The organism is Rhodanobacter sp. sgz306013, from assembly GCF_057031145.1.
In genome coordinates this window covers 524,415-539,095 of sequence record NZ_JBXCIJ010000004.1, presented here as the reverse complement: position 1 = coordinate 539,095, position 14,681 = coordinate 524,415, and the positions used below count along the sequence as shown (strand labels likewise).

At 70.2% G+C, this 14,681-nt stretch carries 12 protein-coding genes; 7 read left to right on the top strand and 5 right to left on the bottom strand.

The annotated features are described in order from the left end of the window. The first annotated feature begins 89 nt into the window (after positions 1–89). The 7 genes from AC2EWF_RS15420 (at position 90) to lpxH (ending at position 9,395) form a co-directional block, all read left to right on the top strand. Positions 90–1,769 (top strand): M48 family metalloprotease, encoded by a 1,680-nt coding sequence (locus AC2EWF_RS15420; protein WP_483640254.1) that lies wholly within the window; start codon positions 90–92, stop codon positions 1,767–1,769. Between the two features lie 157 nt (positions 1,770–1,926). Further along, positions 1,927–2,616 (top strand): phosphate regulon transcriptional regulator PhoB, encoded by a 690-nt coding sequence (gene phoB, locus AC2EWF_RS15415; protein ID WP_483640253.1) that lies wholly within the window; start codon positions 1,927–1,929, stop codon positions 2,614–2,616. 292 nt (positions 2,617–2,908) lie between these two features. Further along, positions 2,909–3,994 (top strand): phosphate regulon sensor histidine kinase PhoR, encoded by a 1,086-nt coding sequence (gene phoR / locus AC2EWF_RS15410; RefSeq protein WP_483640449.1) that lies wholly within the window; start codon positions 2,909–2,911, stop codon positions 3,992–3,994. A 54-nt stretch (positions 3,995–4,048) separates the two neighbouring features. Beyond that, complete coding sequence (ppk1, locus tag AC2EWF_RS15405; protein ID WP_483640252.1) at positions 4,049–6,142, top strand: polyphosphate kinase 1; 2,094 nt, start codon at positions 4,049–4,051, stop codon at positions 6,140–6,142. Positions 6,143–6,203: 61 nt separating this feature from the next. Beyond that, complete coding sequence (locus AC2EWF_RS15400; protein ID WP_483640251.1) at positions 6,204–7,721, top strand: Ppx/GppA phosphatase family protein; 1,518 nt, start codon at positions 6,204–6,206, stop codon at positions 7,719–7,721. Between the two features lie 232 nt (positions 7,722–7,953). Continuing rightward, positions 7,954–8,664: a peptidylprolyl isomerase gene (locus AC2EWF_RS15395; protein ID WP_483640250.1), complete on the top strand. Its 711-nt coding sequence runs from the start codon at positions 7,954–7,956 to the stop codon at positions 8,662–8,664. Next, positions 8,664–9,395 carry a UDP-2,3-diacylglucosamine diphosphatase gene (gene lpxH / locus AC2EWF_RS15390; RefSeq protein ID WP_483640249.1) on the top strand — a complete coding sequence of 244 codons (732 nt, stop codon included), beginning with the start codon at positions 8,664–8,666 and terminating at the stop codon, positions 9,393–9,395. The genes AC2EWF_RS15395 and lpxH overlap by 1 nt, the downstream gene beginning before the upstream one ends. A gap of 22 nt (positions 9,396–9,417) precedes the next feature. On the opposite strand, the gene AC2EWF_RS15385 is transcribed toward lpxH, so the two are convergent. The 5 genes from AC2EWF_RS15385 to sufC form a co-directional block, all read right to left on the bottom strand. Further along, complete coding sequence (locus tag AC2EWF_RS15385; protein ID WP_483640248.1) at positions 9,418–10,038, bottom strand: sterol desaturase family protein; 621 nt, start codon at positions 10,036–10,038, stop codon at positions 9,418–9,420. Positions 10,039–10,243: 205 nt separating this feature from the next. Next, on the bottom strand, positions 10,244–11,131 hold the full coding sequence (locus tag AC2EWF_RS15380; RefSeq protein WP_483640247.1) for an acyltransferase: 888 nt from the start codon (positions 11,129–11,131) through the stop codon (positions 10,244–10,246). Between the two features lie 81 nt (positions 11,132–11,212). Further along, the gene (locus AC2EWF_RS15375; protein WP_483640246.1) at positions 11,213–12,454 is read right to left on the bottom strand and encodes a cysteine desulfurase; all 1,242 of its coding nucleotides are present in this window, start codon (positions 12,452–12,454) and stop codon (positions 11,213–11,215) included. Positions 12,455–12,538: 84 nt separating this feature from the next. Then, complete coding sequence (gene sufD / locus AC2EWF_RS15370; RefSeq protein WP_483640245.1) at positions 12,539–13,831, bottom strand: Fe-S cluster assembly protein SufD; 1,293 nt, start codon at positions 13,829–13,831, stop codon at positions 12,539–12,541. Next, positions 13,828–14,595, bottom strand: coding sequence for a Fe-S cluster assembly ATPase SufC (gene sufC / locus AC2EWF_RS15365; protein ID WP_483640244.1), 768 nt, complete (start codon positions 14,593–14,595; stop codon positions 13,828–13,830). The genes sufD and sufC overlap by 4 nt, the downstream gene beginning before the upstream one ends. Positions 14,596–14,681: the final 86 nt, after the last annotated feature.

Here is a 14,681-nt window from a genome sequence, read left to right as displayed (position 1 = left end):
AACACCTCAAAGTGCAGCCATCGATGCCCGCCCGTTTGATCCTCGCGATCCTGGACGATCGCATATAGTCCCCATTGTCCCGCAAACCCATGCACATGTCGCCACGACGCCCCGCCTCGCGCCTGCTGACCGCCCTGATCCTCGCCGGCCTCGCCTTCGCCGCCGGCGCGCAGGACCGCCTGCCCGACCTCGGCAGCTCGGCGAACGCGCTGATCTCGCCGCAGGAGGCGCAGGACTACGGCGCCGCGATGCTGCGCCAGATGCGCGCGCTGGGCATGGTGGTGGACGACCCGCTGCTGGACGACTACATCAACGACCTCGGCTTCCGCCTGGTCGCCGCCTGCGCCAAGCCGCGCGACCACTTCGCGTTCTTCATCGTCAAGGACAACGAGATCAACGCGTTCGCCGCGCCGGGCGGCTACATCGCGGTGAACTCGGGCCTGATCGCGATCACCCGCAACGAGAGCGAGCTCGCCGGCGTGATCGCCCACGAGATCGGCCACATCACCCAGAACCACCTGCAGCGCGCGTTCGAGGCATCGAAGAAGGACGCGCCGCTGATGGCGCTGGTGCTGCTGGGCGCGATCGCCGCCGGCAGCGCCGGCCGCGGCGCCGGCGACGCGCCGATGGCGGTGCTCGCCGGCGGCGAGGGCCTGCTCGCGCAGAAACAGATCAACTTCACCCGCAAGGACGAGATCGAGGCCGACCGCGCTGGCATCCAGACCCTGGCCAACGCCGGCTTCGACCCGAACGCGATGGCCGCGTTCTTCGGGCACATGGAAGACGTGATGAGCACCGGCGCCGGGGGCCAGGTACCGTCCTTCCTGCAGGACCACCCGGTCACCAGCGACCGCATCGCCGACGCAAAGGCGCGGGCAGGTGCGCTGATCGCCGCGCAGAAGCTGCGCCCATCAGGCGACACCCTGCTCAAGGGCCAGTGGGAGCAGATCACCGCACCGATGCCGTTCGTGCACGCCCCGCTCCGGCTCGGCAGGAGTGCGGCGGACCCGAACGGCCTGAGTACCTACACACTGATGCGCGAAAGGGTGCGCGTATTGTCCGGCAACGCCATCCGGCTGGCCGCCTGGTACAGCAGCAACCTCAAGGACCACCCGGATTTCGACACGCCGGCGAACCGCTACGGCTACGCACTGGCGCTCACCCGCAGCGACCGGGGCACGCAGGCGATGGCCCAGCTGCAGCCCTTGCTCGAGGCGCACGCCGGCAACCTGATTCTCACCCTGGCGCTGGCCGATGCCGAGCTGCAGGCTGGCCAGCGCGGCGCCGCGCTGGCGCTGTACCGGCAGCTCAACGAGCAGTCGCCGCGCAACCGCGCGGTGGCGCTGGCCTACGCCACCGCGCTGACCGAAGGCGGCGACAAGGCCCAGGCCGCCACCGCGGCGGACCTGCTGCGCCCGCTGCTGCAGGACAGCGACCAGCCCGAGATATACAGCGCCTACGCCCGCGCCAGCGACAAGGCCGGCGACGGCGAGCGCGCCGGCGAGGCCTGGGCCGACGCCAGCTACTACTCCGGCCGGCCCTTCGACGCGATGGAACAGCTGCAGCGCCTGCTCAAGCGCGACGACCTCAGCTACTACGCCCGCGCGCGCATCCAGGCGCGCATCGCCGAGCTCACCCCGCTGGTGCTGGAGCTGCGCAAGCGCAGGATCGAGACGCCGGACAACCCCGCGACCCGGAACGGTTCGCAGCAACTGCGGGACGAGCGCTGCGCGGGACGCCTGTGTTTCGGCCTGGATGCAGGCTCCTGACGGCCGCTTTTGACCTGCACACCCGGGACGACCGCACCGAAGACGCAAAGCCGGCGGATGATCTCTATGCCCGTGGCCGAGCACACAAATCCATGTCATTGCCGCGTAACATTCCTCCACTGCAATATCACGGTCACAGGCCAACGGACGCTGACGCGTGCACAAACGCATCCTGATCGTCGAAGACGAAACCTCGATCCGCGACATGATCGCGTTCGCCCTGCGCAAGGCCGACATGGAGGCGATGCAGGCCGCCGACGCCCGCTCCGCCCAACTGGCCATTTCCGAACAGGTGCCGGACCTGATCCTGCTGGACTGGATGCTGCCCGGCATGAGCGGTCTGGAACTGGCGCGCCGCCTGCGCAAGGAAGAGCTGAGCCGGGAGATCCCGATCATCATGCTCACCGCCCGCGGTGAGGAGATGGACCGCGTCAACGGCCTCGAGGCCGGCGTGGACGACTATGTGGTGAAGCCGTTCTCCACCCGCGAACTGGTCGCGCGGATCAAGGCGGTGCTGCGCCGCAGCCACGGCGACGATGGCTCCGGTGTGGTGGAAATGGGCCGGCTGCGCATCGACGGCCCCGCGCACCGCGTCTATGCGGGCGACGAGCCGGTGACGATCGGCCCCACCGAATACCGCCTGCTGCACTTCTTCATGACCCATCCCGAGCGTGTGTATTCCCGCGCGCAGTTGCTCGACCACGTGTGGGGCGGCAGCGTCTACGTGGAGGAGCGCACCGTGGACGTGCACATCCGCCGTCTGCGCAAGACGCTGGAGCCGTGGCAGCTCGAAGACATGGTGCAGACCGTGCGCGGCAGCGGCTACCGTTTTTCGGTGAGCACCTGAGGACCGGGGCTCCGGATCCAGAGAGGACGGGCCGCACGGTCTGCCGGGCCGCCGTGCAAAAGCGCCGGGGCGGGCGGGAACGCCTGTAAGCTCTTCGCATCAGCCGCTGCCCAGCCGTCCGATGTCCACCACTCCCCGCTGGAAACTGCCCGCCGCCTGTTTCGCCGCCCTGCTCGCGGGGGCGCTGCTCGGCTGGCTGGCCGGCGGCCACGTCGCGACCGGTGTGGCGCTTGTCGCCGTAGCGGAAATCGTCTTGCTACTGACTCGGGACCGTCATCCAGCGCGCCCCATCATGGCGTCAACCGCTGCCGCGAAACACAACCGACTCATGACGCGCACCCGCCGCCTCGCCTCCAGTCTGCGCGACCTGCGCCGCACCGCCAGCCAGCTGCCCGACGGCGTGGTGCTGCTCGACGCCGACCAGCGCGTGCGCTGGTTCAACCACGCCGCGGAAAACCTGCTGGGCCTGCGTTCCCCGCACGACCGCGGCGCGGCGCTGGGCTTGCGCCTGCCGGCTTCCGAGCTGGCCGACTGGTTGCGCCAGGACGAGCGCGAGCCGCTGCACGACACCGTGGCGCCGGGCCGTCCGGACAGCCAGATCAGCGTGAGCCTGCTGCCGTTCGGCCGCCGCCAGCAGGTGCTGCTGGCTCGCGACACCAGCCACGTCACCCGGCTGGAGCAGATGCGCCGCGACTTCGTGGCGAATGTCTCGCACGAGCTGCGCACGCCGCTCACCGTGATCCACGGCTACCTCGAACTGATCGATCCCGAGGACGCGCCCGCGCTGGCGCCCGTGCTCGGCGAGATGCGCGCACAGTCCAAGCGCATGGGCCAGATCGTGGAGGACCTGCTCACCCTGTCGCGGCTGGAGACCCAGCATCACGTCGAGGACGAGCGGGTGCCGATGGCGCCGTTGCTGGCCACGCTGCGCAAGGAGGCGGAGGCGCTCAGCCAGGGCCGCCATCGGGTCACGGTGGAAGCGGACGCCGGGCTCGACCTGCTGGGCTCGCCCAAGGACCTGCACAGCGCCCTGTCCAACCTGGTCAGCAACGCGGTGCGCTACACCCCGGCCGGCGGCAGCATCACGATACGCTGGCGCCGCAGCGGCGACGGCGCGACCTACTCGGTCAGCGATACCGGCTACGGCATCCCGGCCAACCACCTCGCCCGACTCACCGAGCGCTTCTACCGCGTCTCCTCCAGCCGCTCGCGCGGCAGCGGTGGCACCGGACTCGGCCTGTCCATCGTCAAGCACGTGCTGAACCTGCACCAGGCCCAACTGAGCATCGAGAGCGAGCCGGGCCGCGGTTCCAGCTTCGCCTGCCATTTCGGCCCCGAACGCCTGCTCGCACCGGCCAACGGCCACGACGAAAGCTGAAGCGCCTTGCGGCGCGACGCGCACCGGGCGGCGCGCTTGCGCCAGAATGCACGCATGTCACGCCCCGCCGCCCAAGCACCCGCGCACCCCGATCTCGCCGCCCCCGAGCTCTTCCTCAGCCGCGAGTTGGCTGCGCTGGAGTTCAATTTCCGCGTGCTAGCGATGGCGCGCGACGGCGCGGTGCCGCTGCTGGAGCGATTGCGCTTCCTCAGCATCGTCGCGAACAACCTCGACGAGTTCTTCGAGGTGCGCGTGGCGATGCTCAAGCACCATCACGCCTACGGCTCGGCCGCACCCGGGCCGGACGGCCTGCCGCCGCCGGAACTGCTCTCGCGCATCCGCGCCCGCGTGCTGGAGCTGGTCGCCGAGCAGTACCTGACCTGGCAGCAGGAACTGCGCCCGCAGCTGGACGCCGAGCGCATCCGCATCCTTACCCGCCAGCAGTGGAGTCCGCGCCAGCGGCGCTGGCTGCAGGGCTATTTCGAGCACGAGGTGCTGCCGGTGCTGTCGCCGCTGGGGCTGGACCCGGCGCATCCCTTCCCGCGCATCCTCAACAAGACGCTGAACATCGCGGTGGTGCTGAAGGGCCGCGACGCGTTCGGCCACGAGGGCCACATGGCGCTGGTGCGCGCGCCGCGCTCGCTGCCGCGGATCATCCGCCTGCCCGCCGAGGTCTGCGGCGAGGGCGACCACTTCGTGTTCCTGGCCGAGCTGCTGCAGGCCTTCGTCGACCTGATGTTCCCCGGCTTCAAGGTGGTCGGTTCCTACCAGTTCCGGGTCACCCGCAACAGCGAGCTGATCGTGGAAGAGGCCGAGGTGGACAACCTCGCCCGCGCGCTGAGCGAGGAACTGCTGGGGCGCGGCTACGCGCGGCCGGTGCGGCTGGAGATCGCCGACGATTGCCCGCAGGCCATCACCGCCATGCTGACCCAGAACTTCCAGCTGGAGGAGGCCGACGTCTACCGCTGCGACGGCCCGGTCAACATCATCCGCGCCGGGCTGATCTGCGACTGGGTGGACCGCCCCGAGCTGAAGTACCCGCGCTTCACGCCGCAGCTGCCGCCCGGGCTGGAGACCAGCCGCGACAAATTCGAGCAGATCGCCCAGCGCGACGTGCTGCTGCACCACCCCTACCAGAGCTTCGCCGCGGTGGTGGACCTGCTGCGCCAGGCCAGCACCGACCCGAACGTGCTGGCCATCAAGCAGACCCTGTACCGCGCCGGCGAGGACACCCCGCTGGTGGACCTGCTGGTGGAGGCGGCGCGCCACGGCAAGGACGTCACCGTGGTGATCGAGCTGCGCGCGCGCTTCGACGAGGAGGCGAACATCCGTCTCGCCACCCGCCTGCAGGAGGCCGGCGTGCAGGTGGTGTACGGCGTGGTCGGCTACAAGACCCACGCCAAGATGATGCTGATCGTGCGCCGCGAGGGCGACACGCTGCGCCGCTACGCCCACCTCTCCACCGGCAACTACCACCAGATCAACAGCCGTACCTATACCGACATCGGCCTGATGACCGCCGACCCGGAGATCGGCGAAGACCTGCACAAGGTGTTCCAGCAGCTCTCCGGGCTGGGCCCGCGCATCGCGCTGAAGCGACTGCTGCACTCGCCGTTCACCCTGTACACCGGCGTGATGGAACGCATCGAGCGCGAGACGGCACTGGCCCGCGCCGGCCGCCCGGCGCGCATCGTGGCCAAGCTCAACGCGCTCAACGAGGCGCACGTGATCGAGGCGCTGTACCGTGCCTCGCAGGCCGGCGTGGAGATCGACCTGATCGTGCGCGGCGCCTGCACCCTGCGACCCGGCATGCCCGGCGTCTCCGAGCGCATCCGCGTGCGCTCCATCGTGGGACGCTTCCTCGAACACAGCCGCGTGTACTGGTTCGGCAACGACGGCGCACCGGAGATCTACTGCGCCAGCGCCGACTGGATGGAGCGCAACCTGATGCGCCGGATCGAGATCGCCTTCCCCATCCGCGACCCCGAACTGGCCGCCCGCGTGTACGCGGAAACCCTCGCCAACAGCCTCGCCGACAACACCCAGGCGTGGCTGCTCGACAGCAACGGCTGCTACCACCGCGCCACGCCCGGCCGGCACGCGCCCTACACCGCGCAGCAGACGCTGCTGGACAAGCTGTGCCCGTGAGTGCGGCATTGCGGCATCATGTGCGTCGCGGCGCACCTCCGTGCCGACAAGGAACCCGCGCTTGAGCCAGGCCGACCAGACCCCGATCCGCGATGGCGAGCTGCTCGCCGCGGTGGACATGGGTTCGAACAGCTTCCACCTGATCGTGGCGCGCATGGAGCACGGCGAGCCGCGGGTGATCGACCGGCTGCGCGACAGCGTGCGCATGGCCGCGGGCCTGCGCAGCGACGGCTCGCTCGACGCCGACCGCCGCGCCCGTGCGATGGACTGCCTGGCGCGCTTCGGCCAGCGCATCGCCGGCCTGCCATCGCAGCGGGTGCGCGCGGTGGCCACCAACACGGTGCGCCGGCTGGCCGCGCCGCAAGCCTTCCTGGGCGCCGCCGAGGCCGCGCTGGGTCACCCGATCGAGGTGGTGTCGGGCCGCGAGGAGGGCCGCCTGATCTTCCTGGGCGCCGCGCACGACCTGCCCGCCTCGCGCGAGCCGCGGCTGGTGATGGACGTGGGCGGCGGCAGTACCGAGTTCATCATCGGCCGCGGCCTCGCGCCGCTGCACACCGAGAGCGTGCAGGCCGGCTGCATCGCCTCCACGCTGCGCTTCTTCCCCGGCGGCAAGCTCAACCGCAAGCGCTGGCAGCGCGCGCGCGGCGAGATCGGCGTGTTGCTGCAGCAGTTCGCCGAGGACTACCGCGAATCGGGCTGGCAGGACGCTTACGGCTCCTCCGGCAGCGCCAAGGCGATCGGCGCGGTGGTGCAGGCGATGAAGCTCAGCGACGACGGCATCACGCCCGCCGCGCTGGCCGGGTTGCGCGACGCGATCCTGGCGCAGGGCACCATTGCCGCGCTGAAACTGCCCGGCCTGGTGGAGGAACGCGCGCCGGTGCTCGCCGGCGCGGTGGTGATCTTCGAGGCCGCGTTCGAGGCACTGGGCATCACGCGCATGCGCGTGTGCGAGAGTTCGATGCGCGAGGGCCTGCTGTGGGACCTGCTCGGCCGCGCCGCCGGCAGCGACCCGCGCACCGGCAGCATCGATGCGCTGGCCAGCCGCTACGGTGTCGACCGCGCCCAGGCGCGGCGCGTGGAATCCACCGCGCTGCAGCTGTTCGACCAGGTCGCCAAGGCCTGGAAACTGGACGGCGAGGCGCGCGAGTGGCTGTCCTGGGCCGCGCGCGTGCACGAGATCGGCCTCGCCATCGCGCACAGCCAGCACCACCACCACGGTGCCTACATCCTGCGCCATGCCGACCTCGCCGGCTTCTCGCGGCAAGAGCAGCAATTGCTCGCCGCCGTGGTCGAGCTGCACCGGCGTAAGCCGGACAAGGCGGTGATCGCCACGCTGCCCCAGCGCTACCGCCAGCTGGCCCGTTACACCACGGCGTTGTTGCGCCTCGCGGTGCTGTTCCGCCGCGGCCGCCGCGCCGAATCGCTGCCGCCCATGAAACTCGGCGCCACCCGCCAGCGGCTGCGCCTGCAGCTGCCGGCGGCGTGGCTGGAACAGCACCCGCTCAGCGAGGCCGACCTGCAACAGGAACAGGCACCGATGGCCGAACTGGGCCTGGAGCTGGAATTGTCCGCGGCTTGAACCCCTGGCCGCGACGACCGGACGGGCGGCCATCCCTGGCTGCACCGGTAAGGGTGCGATTCGTCCCGGATCGCTGCGGCATGGCAGGTGGCGGCAGGTTCCAGACTCTCGCTCCGCCCTTGCGCCATCAGCGGCGATCCCTGGCCGCGCTCCCCAATGAAAGCTGAACTTCGGGGGCACGCACGCGCGCGGCCCGCGTATCATGCGCGGATACTTCGGACCGCCTGACGCCATGCCCAAGCTCAAAGTCGCCCTGCTGCTCCTGTCCGCCATCCTGCTCGCACCCGCACTAGGGGCCCAGGACGCCAAGCCGGCGCCCGCCGCGGCGAATCCCGAAGTGGTGCTGCACACCTCGCAGGGCGACATCACGCTGGAGCTGTACCCGGACAAGGCGCCGAAGAGCGTGGCGAACTTCCTGCAGTACGTGCGCGACGGCTTCTACGCGGGCACAGTGTTCCATCGCGCGATCCCGGGCTACCTGGTGCAAGGCGGCCTGTACACGCGCGAGCTGCAGCCGCGACGCACCCGCCCGGCGATCCCCAGCGAGGCGGACAACGGCCTCTCCAACCTGCGCGGCACGGTGGCGGTGGCGCGCGGAGCCGACCCGAACTCCGGCACCTCGCAGTTCTTCATCAACCTGGTGGACAACCGCCGGCTGGATTTCGTGGGCAACCAGAGTGGCCTCACCTGGGGCTATGCGGTGTTCGGCAAGGTGATCAAGGGCATGGACGTGGTCGACAAGATCGCCGCGCTGCCCACCCGCGGCATCGGGCCGTTCGCCGCGGACGTGCCCAATCCGCTGGTGGTGATCGAGGGCGCACGGGTCGTCGGCGAAGCCGCGCCCGCCGCCGCGGCCAGCGCACCGGCCCCGGCCAACCCCGCCGCCGACAGCACGCCCAAACCCGCGAAGCGCGGCGCCCGCAAGCCGGCGCAGGGCGGCTGATGGGCACCCTGTTCATCGCCGACCTGCACCTGGACGACAGCCGGCCGCAGATCACCGCACTATTCGAGCGCTACCTCGCCAGCGACGAGGTGCGCCGCGCCGATGCGCTGTACATCCTTGGCGACCTGGTCGAGGCCTGGATCGGCGACGACGATGACGCGGAACTGCCGCGGCGCATCGCCGCCGCCACCGGCGCCGTGCGCGCGGCCGGCGTGCCCGTGTATTTCATGGCCGGCAACCGCGACTTCCTGCTCGGCGCGGACTACGCCCACCGCGCCGGTTTCGAACTGCTGGACGACGGCACCGTGCACACGCTGTACGGCCGCCCCACCCTGCTGATGCACGGCGACGTGCTGTGCACCGACGACACGGCCTACCAGGCGGTGCGCAGGCAGGTGCGCACGCCCGAGTGGAAGGCGCAGATCCTCGCCATGCCGCTGGAGGCGCGCCGCGCCTTCGCCGCGAAATCGCGGGCGGAAAGCCGCGCCCATACCGGCAGCACGATGGAGGCCGTCATGGACGTCAATGCCGGCGCGGTGGCCGAGTCGATGCGCCAGGCCGGTACGACGCGCCTGATCCACGGCCACACCCACCGCCCCGCGATCCACCGCTTCGAGCTCGACGGCCGGCCCGCCGAACGCATCGTGCTGGGCGACTGGTACGAGCAGGGTTCGGTGCTGCGCCTGGACGCCGACGGCGTGGAATTGCGCGGCCTGCCGGCTGCCCCGTAGGTGCGGCGCGCCCGCGCCCTGCCTATCTCCGCACCTTGCTCTTGGACACGTACCAGGTGCCCAGCAGGAAGTCCCAGAGCGGCGAGGTGACGCCGTAGTTCTTGTCGGGGTGGTGGTGGTGCACGTGGTGCACCGCCGCCCACTTGCGCGCCAGCGGGTGGCTGAAGCGGCGGCGATGGATGATCAGGTGGCTGAAGCCATACATCGCATAGCCCAGCGCAATCGCCCCGGCGAGCAGCAGCGCGATCGCCAGGGGCAGCACCAGCGCCAGCACGGCCGCGAGCAGCAGCACCACCGCAGGCGGGAAAAAGAACGGCAGCGAGTCGAAACCCAGCGGCTTCTCGTGATGCAGGGTGTGGCCTTCCTCGAACAGCGGCACCGGCCCGTGGAACAGCCAGCGATGGAAGGCGTACTCGATGAAGCTGAAGGCGAACAAGCCGACCAGCACCACCAGCAACGCCTGCAGCGGCCGGCTGTGGCCGACCCAGAACGCCGCCCCGAGCAGGGCGAAGCTGACGACGAAATCGGCGGCCTGGCCTACCCAGTAATTCGCACGGGTGGACGACATGCGGGCGATGGCCTGCAGCACGCCATGGCCGCGGGCCTCGCCCGATTCGGACGACGGGCGCTTGGTCTCACCCATGGGCAAGCCTCGCGCGTATCCGGTTTGCCTGGCCTCGATCCCGCGTCATCCTGCTCCCCTTCGACCGTTTCCACGGCAGTTCCATGGCTGCCTTCACGGCGGCATCACCGCCCGCGCAAGCTTACCGCGCCGCGCCCGGTGGCGGGCATGGCGCCGATTCTGCCGCCTCACGCGATATTCAGTCGCAGGCGCGGCGCCACCACGATTATTCCAGCAGTTGCCCGATCCGCGCATCCTGCTCGCTCCACAAGGCATTGATCCAGGCCTGGAAACGCTGCCGGAATGCCTCGTCACGCTCGTAGTCGCCACGCAGGCCGGGCTCGATCGGGCGTTGGCGCAGGCTCACCCGCACCTCGCGCAGGCGCCCTGCGATCAGGTCGGAAAGACTGCACGGGCCGCCGGGGTAGACGATGGCGACCTCGAGGATGGCCTGCAGGCCGTCGCCCATCGCGTCCAGCACGAAGGCCACGCCGCCTGCCCGCGGCCGCAGCAGGTGCCGGTACGGCGAACCCTGCGCATCGTGCTTGGTCGGCGTGAAGCGCGTCCCCTCCACGAAGTTCATCACCGACACCGGCAACTGGCGGAATTTCGCGCAGGCGCGGCGGGTGGCCTCCCGGTCCTTGCCTTGCAGCTCGGGATGCTTGGCCAGGGTCTCCCGGGAATAGCGCTTCATGAAGGGGAAATCCAGCGCCCACCATGCCGGCCCCATCAGCGGCACCCAGATCAGCTGGCTCTTCAGGAAGAAGCGCAGGAACGGGATGCGCCGGTTCAGGATCTTCTGCAGCACCGGGATATCCACCCAGCTCTGGTGGTTCGCCAGCACCAGGTAGTTCGCGTCGCGGCGCAGGCCATCCAGCCCGTCCACCTGCCAGCGGATGCGCGTGAACAGCTCGAACAAGGTGTTGTTGACGGCGATCCAGCTCTCCGCGATCGCCACCAGGGCGCGCGAGCAGGCCCGCCTGAACCCGGCCAGCGGCAGCAGCAGCTTGGCCAGGGTCAGCACGAACAGCGGCAGCACGTGCAGCAGCACGTTGAGCACCAGCAGCAGCACGACCAGCGGCACGCGGATCAGGCCGGGCAGAGAAGCGAACATCGGGAACCCTGTGGCGGACATGGCCCAAGCATAAAGGCCGGGGGCGGCGTCCCGGGGTCGCCGGGACGGCACTGCGTCAACTCATCGCAGCAAGCGGCGCACCTTGAGCAGGGCCGCCACGAAGGCGTCGACTTCCTCGTGCGTGTTGTAGAACGCCAGCGAAGCGCGCAGCGTGGCCGGCACGCCGTAGAACTGCATCAGCGGGTGCGCGCAGTGGTGGCCGGAGCGCACCGCCACGCCCTCGAGGTCGAGCAGGGTGGCGAGATCGGTGGCCTGCGCGCCCTCGACCAGGAACGAGATCACCGGCTCCTTCTCCTGCGCCTCGCCGAAGATGCGCAGGCCCGGGATCTCGCGCAGCCGCGCGGTGGCATGGTCGAGCAAGGCGCTTTCGTGGGCACGGATCGCCTCGAAGCCCAGCGATTCGTAGTAACCGATCGCGGCGCTCACGCCGGCGAAACCGGCGATGTTCGGGGTGCCGGCCTCGAAGCGGTGCGGCGGCTCGGCGAAGGTGGTGCCGGAGAACCTTACCTCGCGGATCATCTCGCCGCCTCCGAAGAACGGCGGCATCGCATCGAGGTGCTCGCTGCGCGCCCACAGCGCGCCGGTGCCGGTGGGCGCCAGCATCTTGTGGCCGGTGAGTGCATAGAAGTCGCAGCCCAGTGCCTGCACGTCAACCGGGCGGTGCGGCGCCGCCTGCGAACCGTCCACGAACAGCGGGATGCCGCGCCGGCGGCATTCCTTCGCCAGTTCGCGCACTGGGTTCACCGTGCCCAGCACATTGGAGACGTGGCCTACGCAGGCCAGCTTCACCTCGGGCGTAAGCAGCTTGACGAACTCCTGCACGATCAGCTCGCCGCCCGTGGTGATCGGCGCCGCCTTCACCGTGGCGCCCGCGCGGGCGGCCACGATCTGCCACGGCACGATGTTGGCGTGGTGCTCCATCGTGGTGGTGAGGATGGCGTCACCGGGCTGCAGCCGCGGCAACGCATAGCTGTAGGCCACCAGGTTCGCCGCCTGCGTGGTGCCCGAGGTGAGCACCAGCTCGTTGCGCGACGGCGCGTGGATGAAGTGCGCCAGCGCGTCGCGCGCGCCCTCGTAGGCCGCGGTGGCTTCCTCGCCGAGCAGGTGCACGGCGCGCGACACGTTGGCGTTGTGCTCGCGGTAGTGGCGATCCACCGCCTCGATCACCTGGCGCGGCTTCTGGCTTGTATTCGCGTTGTCGAGGTACACCAGCGGCTTGCCGTGCACCGTGCGCGCGAGCAACGGGAAATCCGCGCGGATGCGCTGTATGTCGAAAGCTGGCGTGCTGGCTTGTGCATTCATCGTCGATAGGTTCCGTGTCTCGGACATCACCGTAGGAGCGGCTTCAGCCGCGACCGGCTACAGAAATCGCGGCTGAAGCCGCTCCTACACCGCCAGCAACGCAGCCAGGTGTTCGCGCAACGCCGTATTCGGCAGGTCGTCCAGCAGCGCGCGGCAGAACGCGGCGGTGAGCAGGGCGCGCGCCTCGGCTTGCGGGATGCCGCGCGAGCGCAGGTAGAACAGCGAGCGCTCATCGAGCTGGCCCACCGTGGCACCGTGCGCAGCCTTCACCTCGTCGGCATAGATCTCCAGCTCCGGCTTGGTGTCGATCTCGGCCTGGCCGGACAGCAGCAGGTTCTTGTTGCTGAGGCTGGCGTCGCTGCTGTCGGCGCCGGGGGCCACCAGGATCGCGCCGCGGAACACGCCGCGCCCACGTTGGTCCGCCACGCCGCGCCAGACCGATTCCGAAGCCGTGTCCCGCGCCTGGTGGCGGATCGCCAGCTGGGTATCGATGTGCTGGCGCCCGTGTGGCATGAACACGCCGCGCGTCTCCAGCCGCGCGCCGTCGCCGGCCAGCTCGGCGCGCAATTCGTGGCGCGCCAGCGCGCCGCCCAGTTCCAGCACGTGCAACGTGGCTTGCGCCCGCGCGCCCAGTTGCAGCCGGCTGCGCCGGATCAGGCTGCTGCCCGCGGCCGCCTGCTGGAACAGCACGTGGCGCAGCACCGCGCCGTCGCGCAACGTGATGTCGCCCACCGCCGTGCCCAGGTGCTGCTGCTCGCCACCGGCGGCGTGGTGTTCCACCAGCGCCAGCTCGGCGCCCTCGCCAAGCTCGATCACGTGGCGCAGGTGCCAGGCCAGCTCGGCTTCGGCGGGTGCGCCGAGGAACACGAGATGCACTGGCGCGGCGATCTTCGCGCCGGCCGCCACCTTCAACGCCACGCCGTCGGCGGCCAGCGCGGCGTTGAGGCGCACGAAGGCGTCGCCCTGCTCCGGCTCGTGGCGCGACAGCACGAAGCGCAGCGGCTCGGCGTCCCGTCGCAGCGCCTGCGCCAGCGGCTGCAGCGTGAGGCCGACCGGCAGCGCGTCCAGCGCGGAGAGGTCGGCGCGGAACGCACCGTTGACGAACACCAGCCGCGGCCCGTCCACGCCCGGCAAGGCGAACACGGCCGGATCGATCGCGCGTGTCGCCGCCTGCGCATCGCCGTTGGCATAGCGGCGCTGGCCCAGCGCACGCAGCGCGGTGTACTTCCATGCCTCCATCCGCGTGTCGGGCAGGCCGGCCACGGCGAAGGCGGCGCGGTGCTCGCGGCGCAGCGCGTCCAGCCAGGCGATGCCGCTGGCCGGCAGCGGCGCGTCCAGCAGCGACGCCACGAAGGGCACGGGGGCCGGCTGGCTCATGCCGTCGCCCCGGCCGGCTCGCCGTGCTCACGCACCCAGGCGTAGCCGTGTTCTTCCAGCTTCAGCGCCAGCGTCCGGTCACCGCTTTCCACGATGCGGCCGCCGGCCAGCACGTGCACGAAATCGGGTTCGATGTAGTCGAGCAGGCGCTGGTAGTGGGTGATGACCAGGAACGAGCGCTCAGGCGAACGCAGCGCGTTGACGCCTTGCGCCACCTGCTTCAGCGCATCGATGTCCAGGCCCGAGTCGGTCTCGTCGAGGATCGCCAGCTTCGGCTCCAGCACGGCCATCTGGAAAATCTCGTTGCGCTTCTTCTCTCCGCCCGAGAAACCCTCGTTCACCGCGCGGTGCAGCAGCTCGTCGGAGATCTGCATCACCTTGAGCTTCTCGCGCACCAGTTTGAGGAACTGCATGGAATCCAGCTCCTGCTCGCCGCGCGCCTTGCGCTGGGCGTTGAGCGCGGCGCGCAGGAAATAGGTGTTGTTGACGCCGGGAATCTCCACCGGGTACTGGAACGCCAGGAACACGCCGGCGGCGGCGCGCGCCTCCGGTTCCAGCGCCAGCAGGTCGATGCCGTCGAAGCTCACGCTGCCGGCGGTGACCTCGTAGCCTTCGCGGCCGGAGAGCACGTTGCCCAGCGTGGACTTGCCCGCGCCGTTCGGCCCCATGATGGCGTGCACCTCGCCCGGCTTCACGCTGAGCGTGAGGCCCTTGAGGATTTCCTTGCCCGCGACACGGGCATGCAGGTTTTCGATCTTGAGCATGGTTGTTCCTGGTCTTGAGCCCCTCTCCCGCCGGGAGAGGGGTTGGGGTGAGGGTTCGGCTGGAACGGAACGCCCCGCTCCGCCCG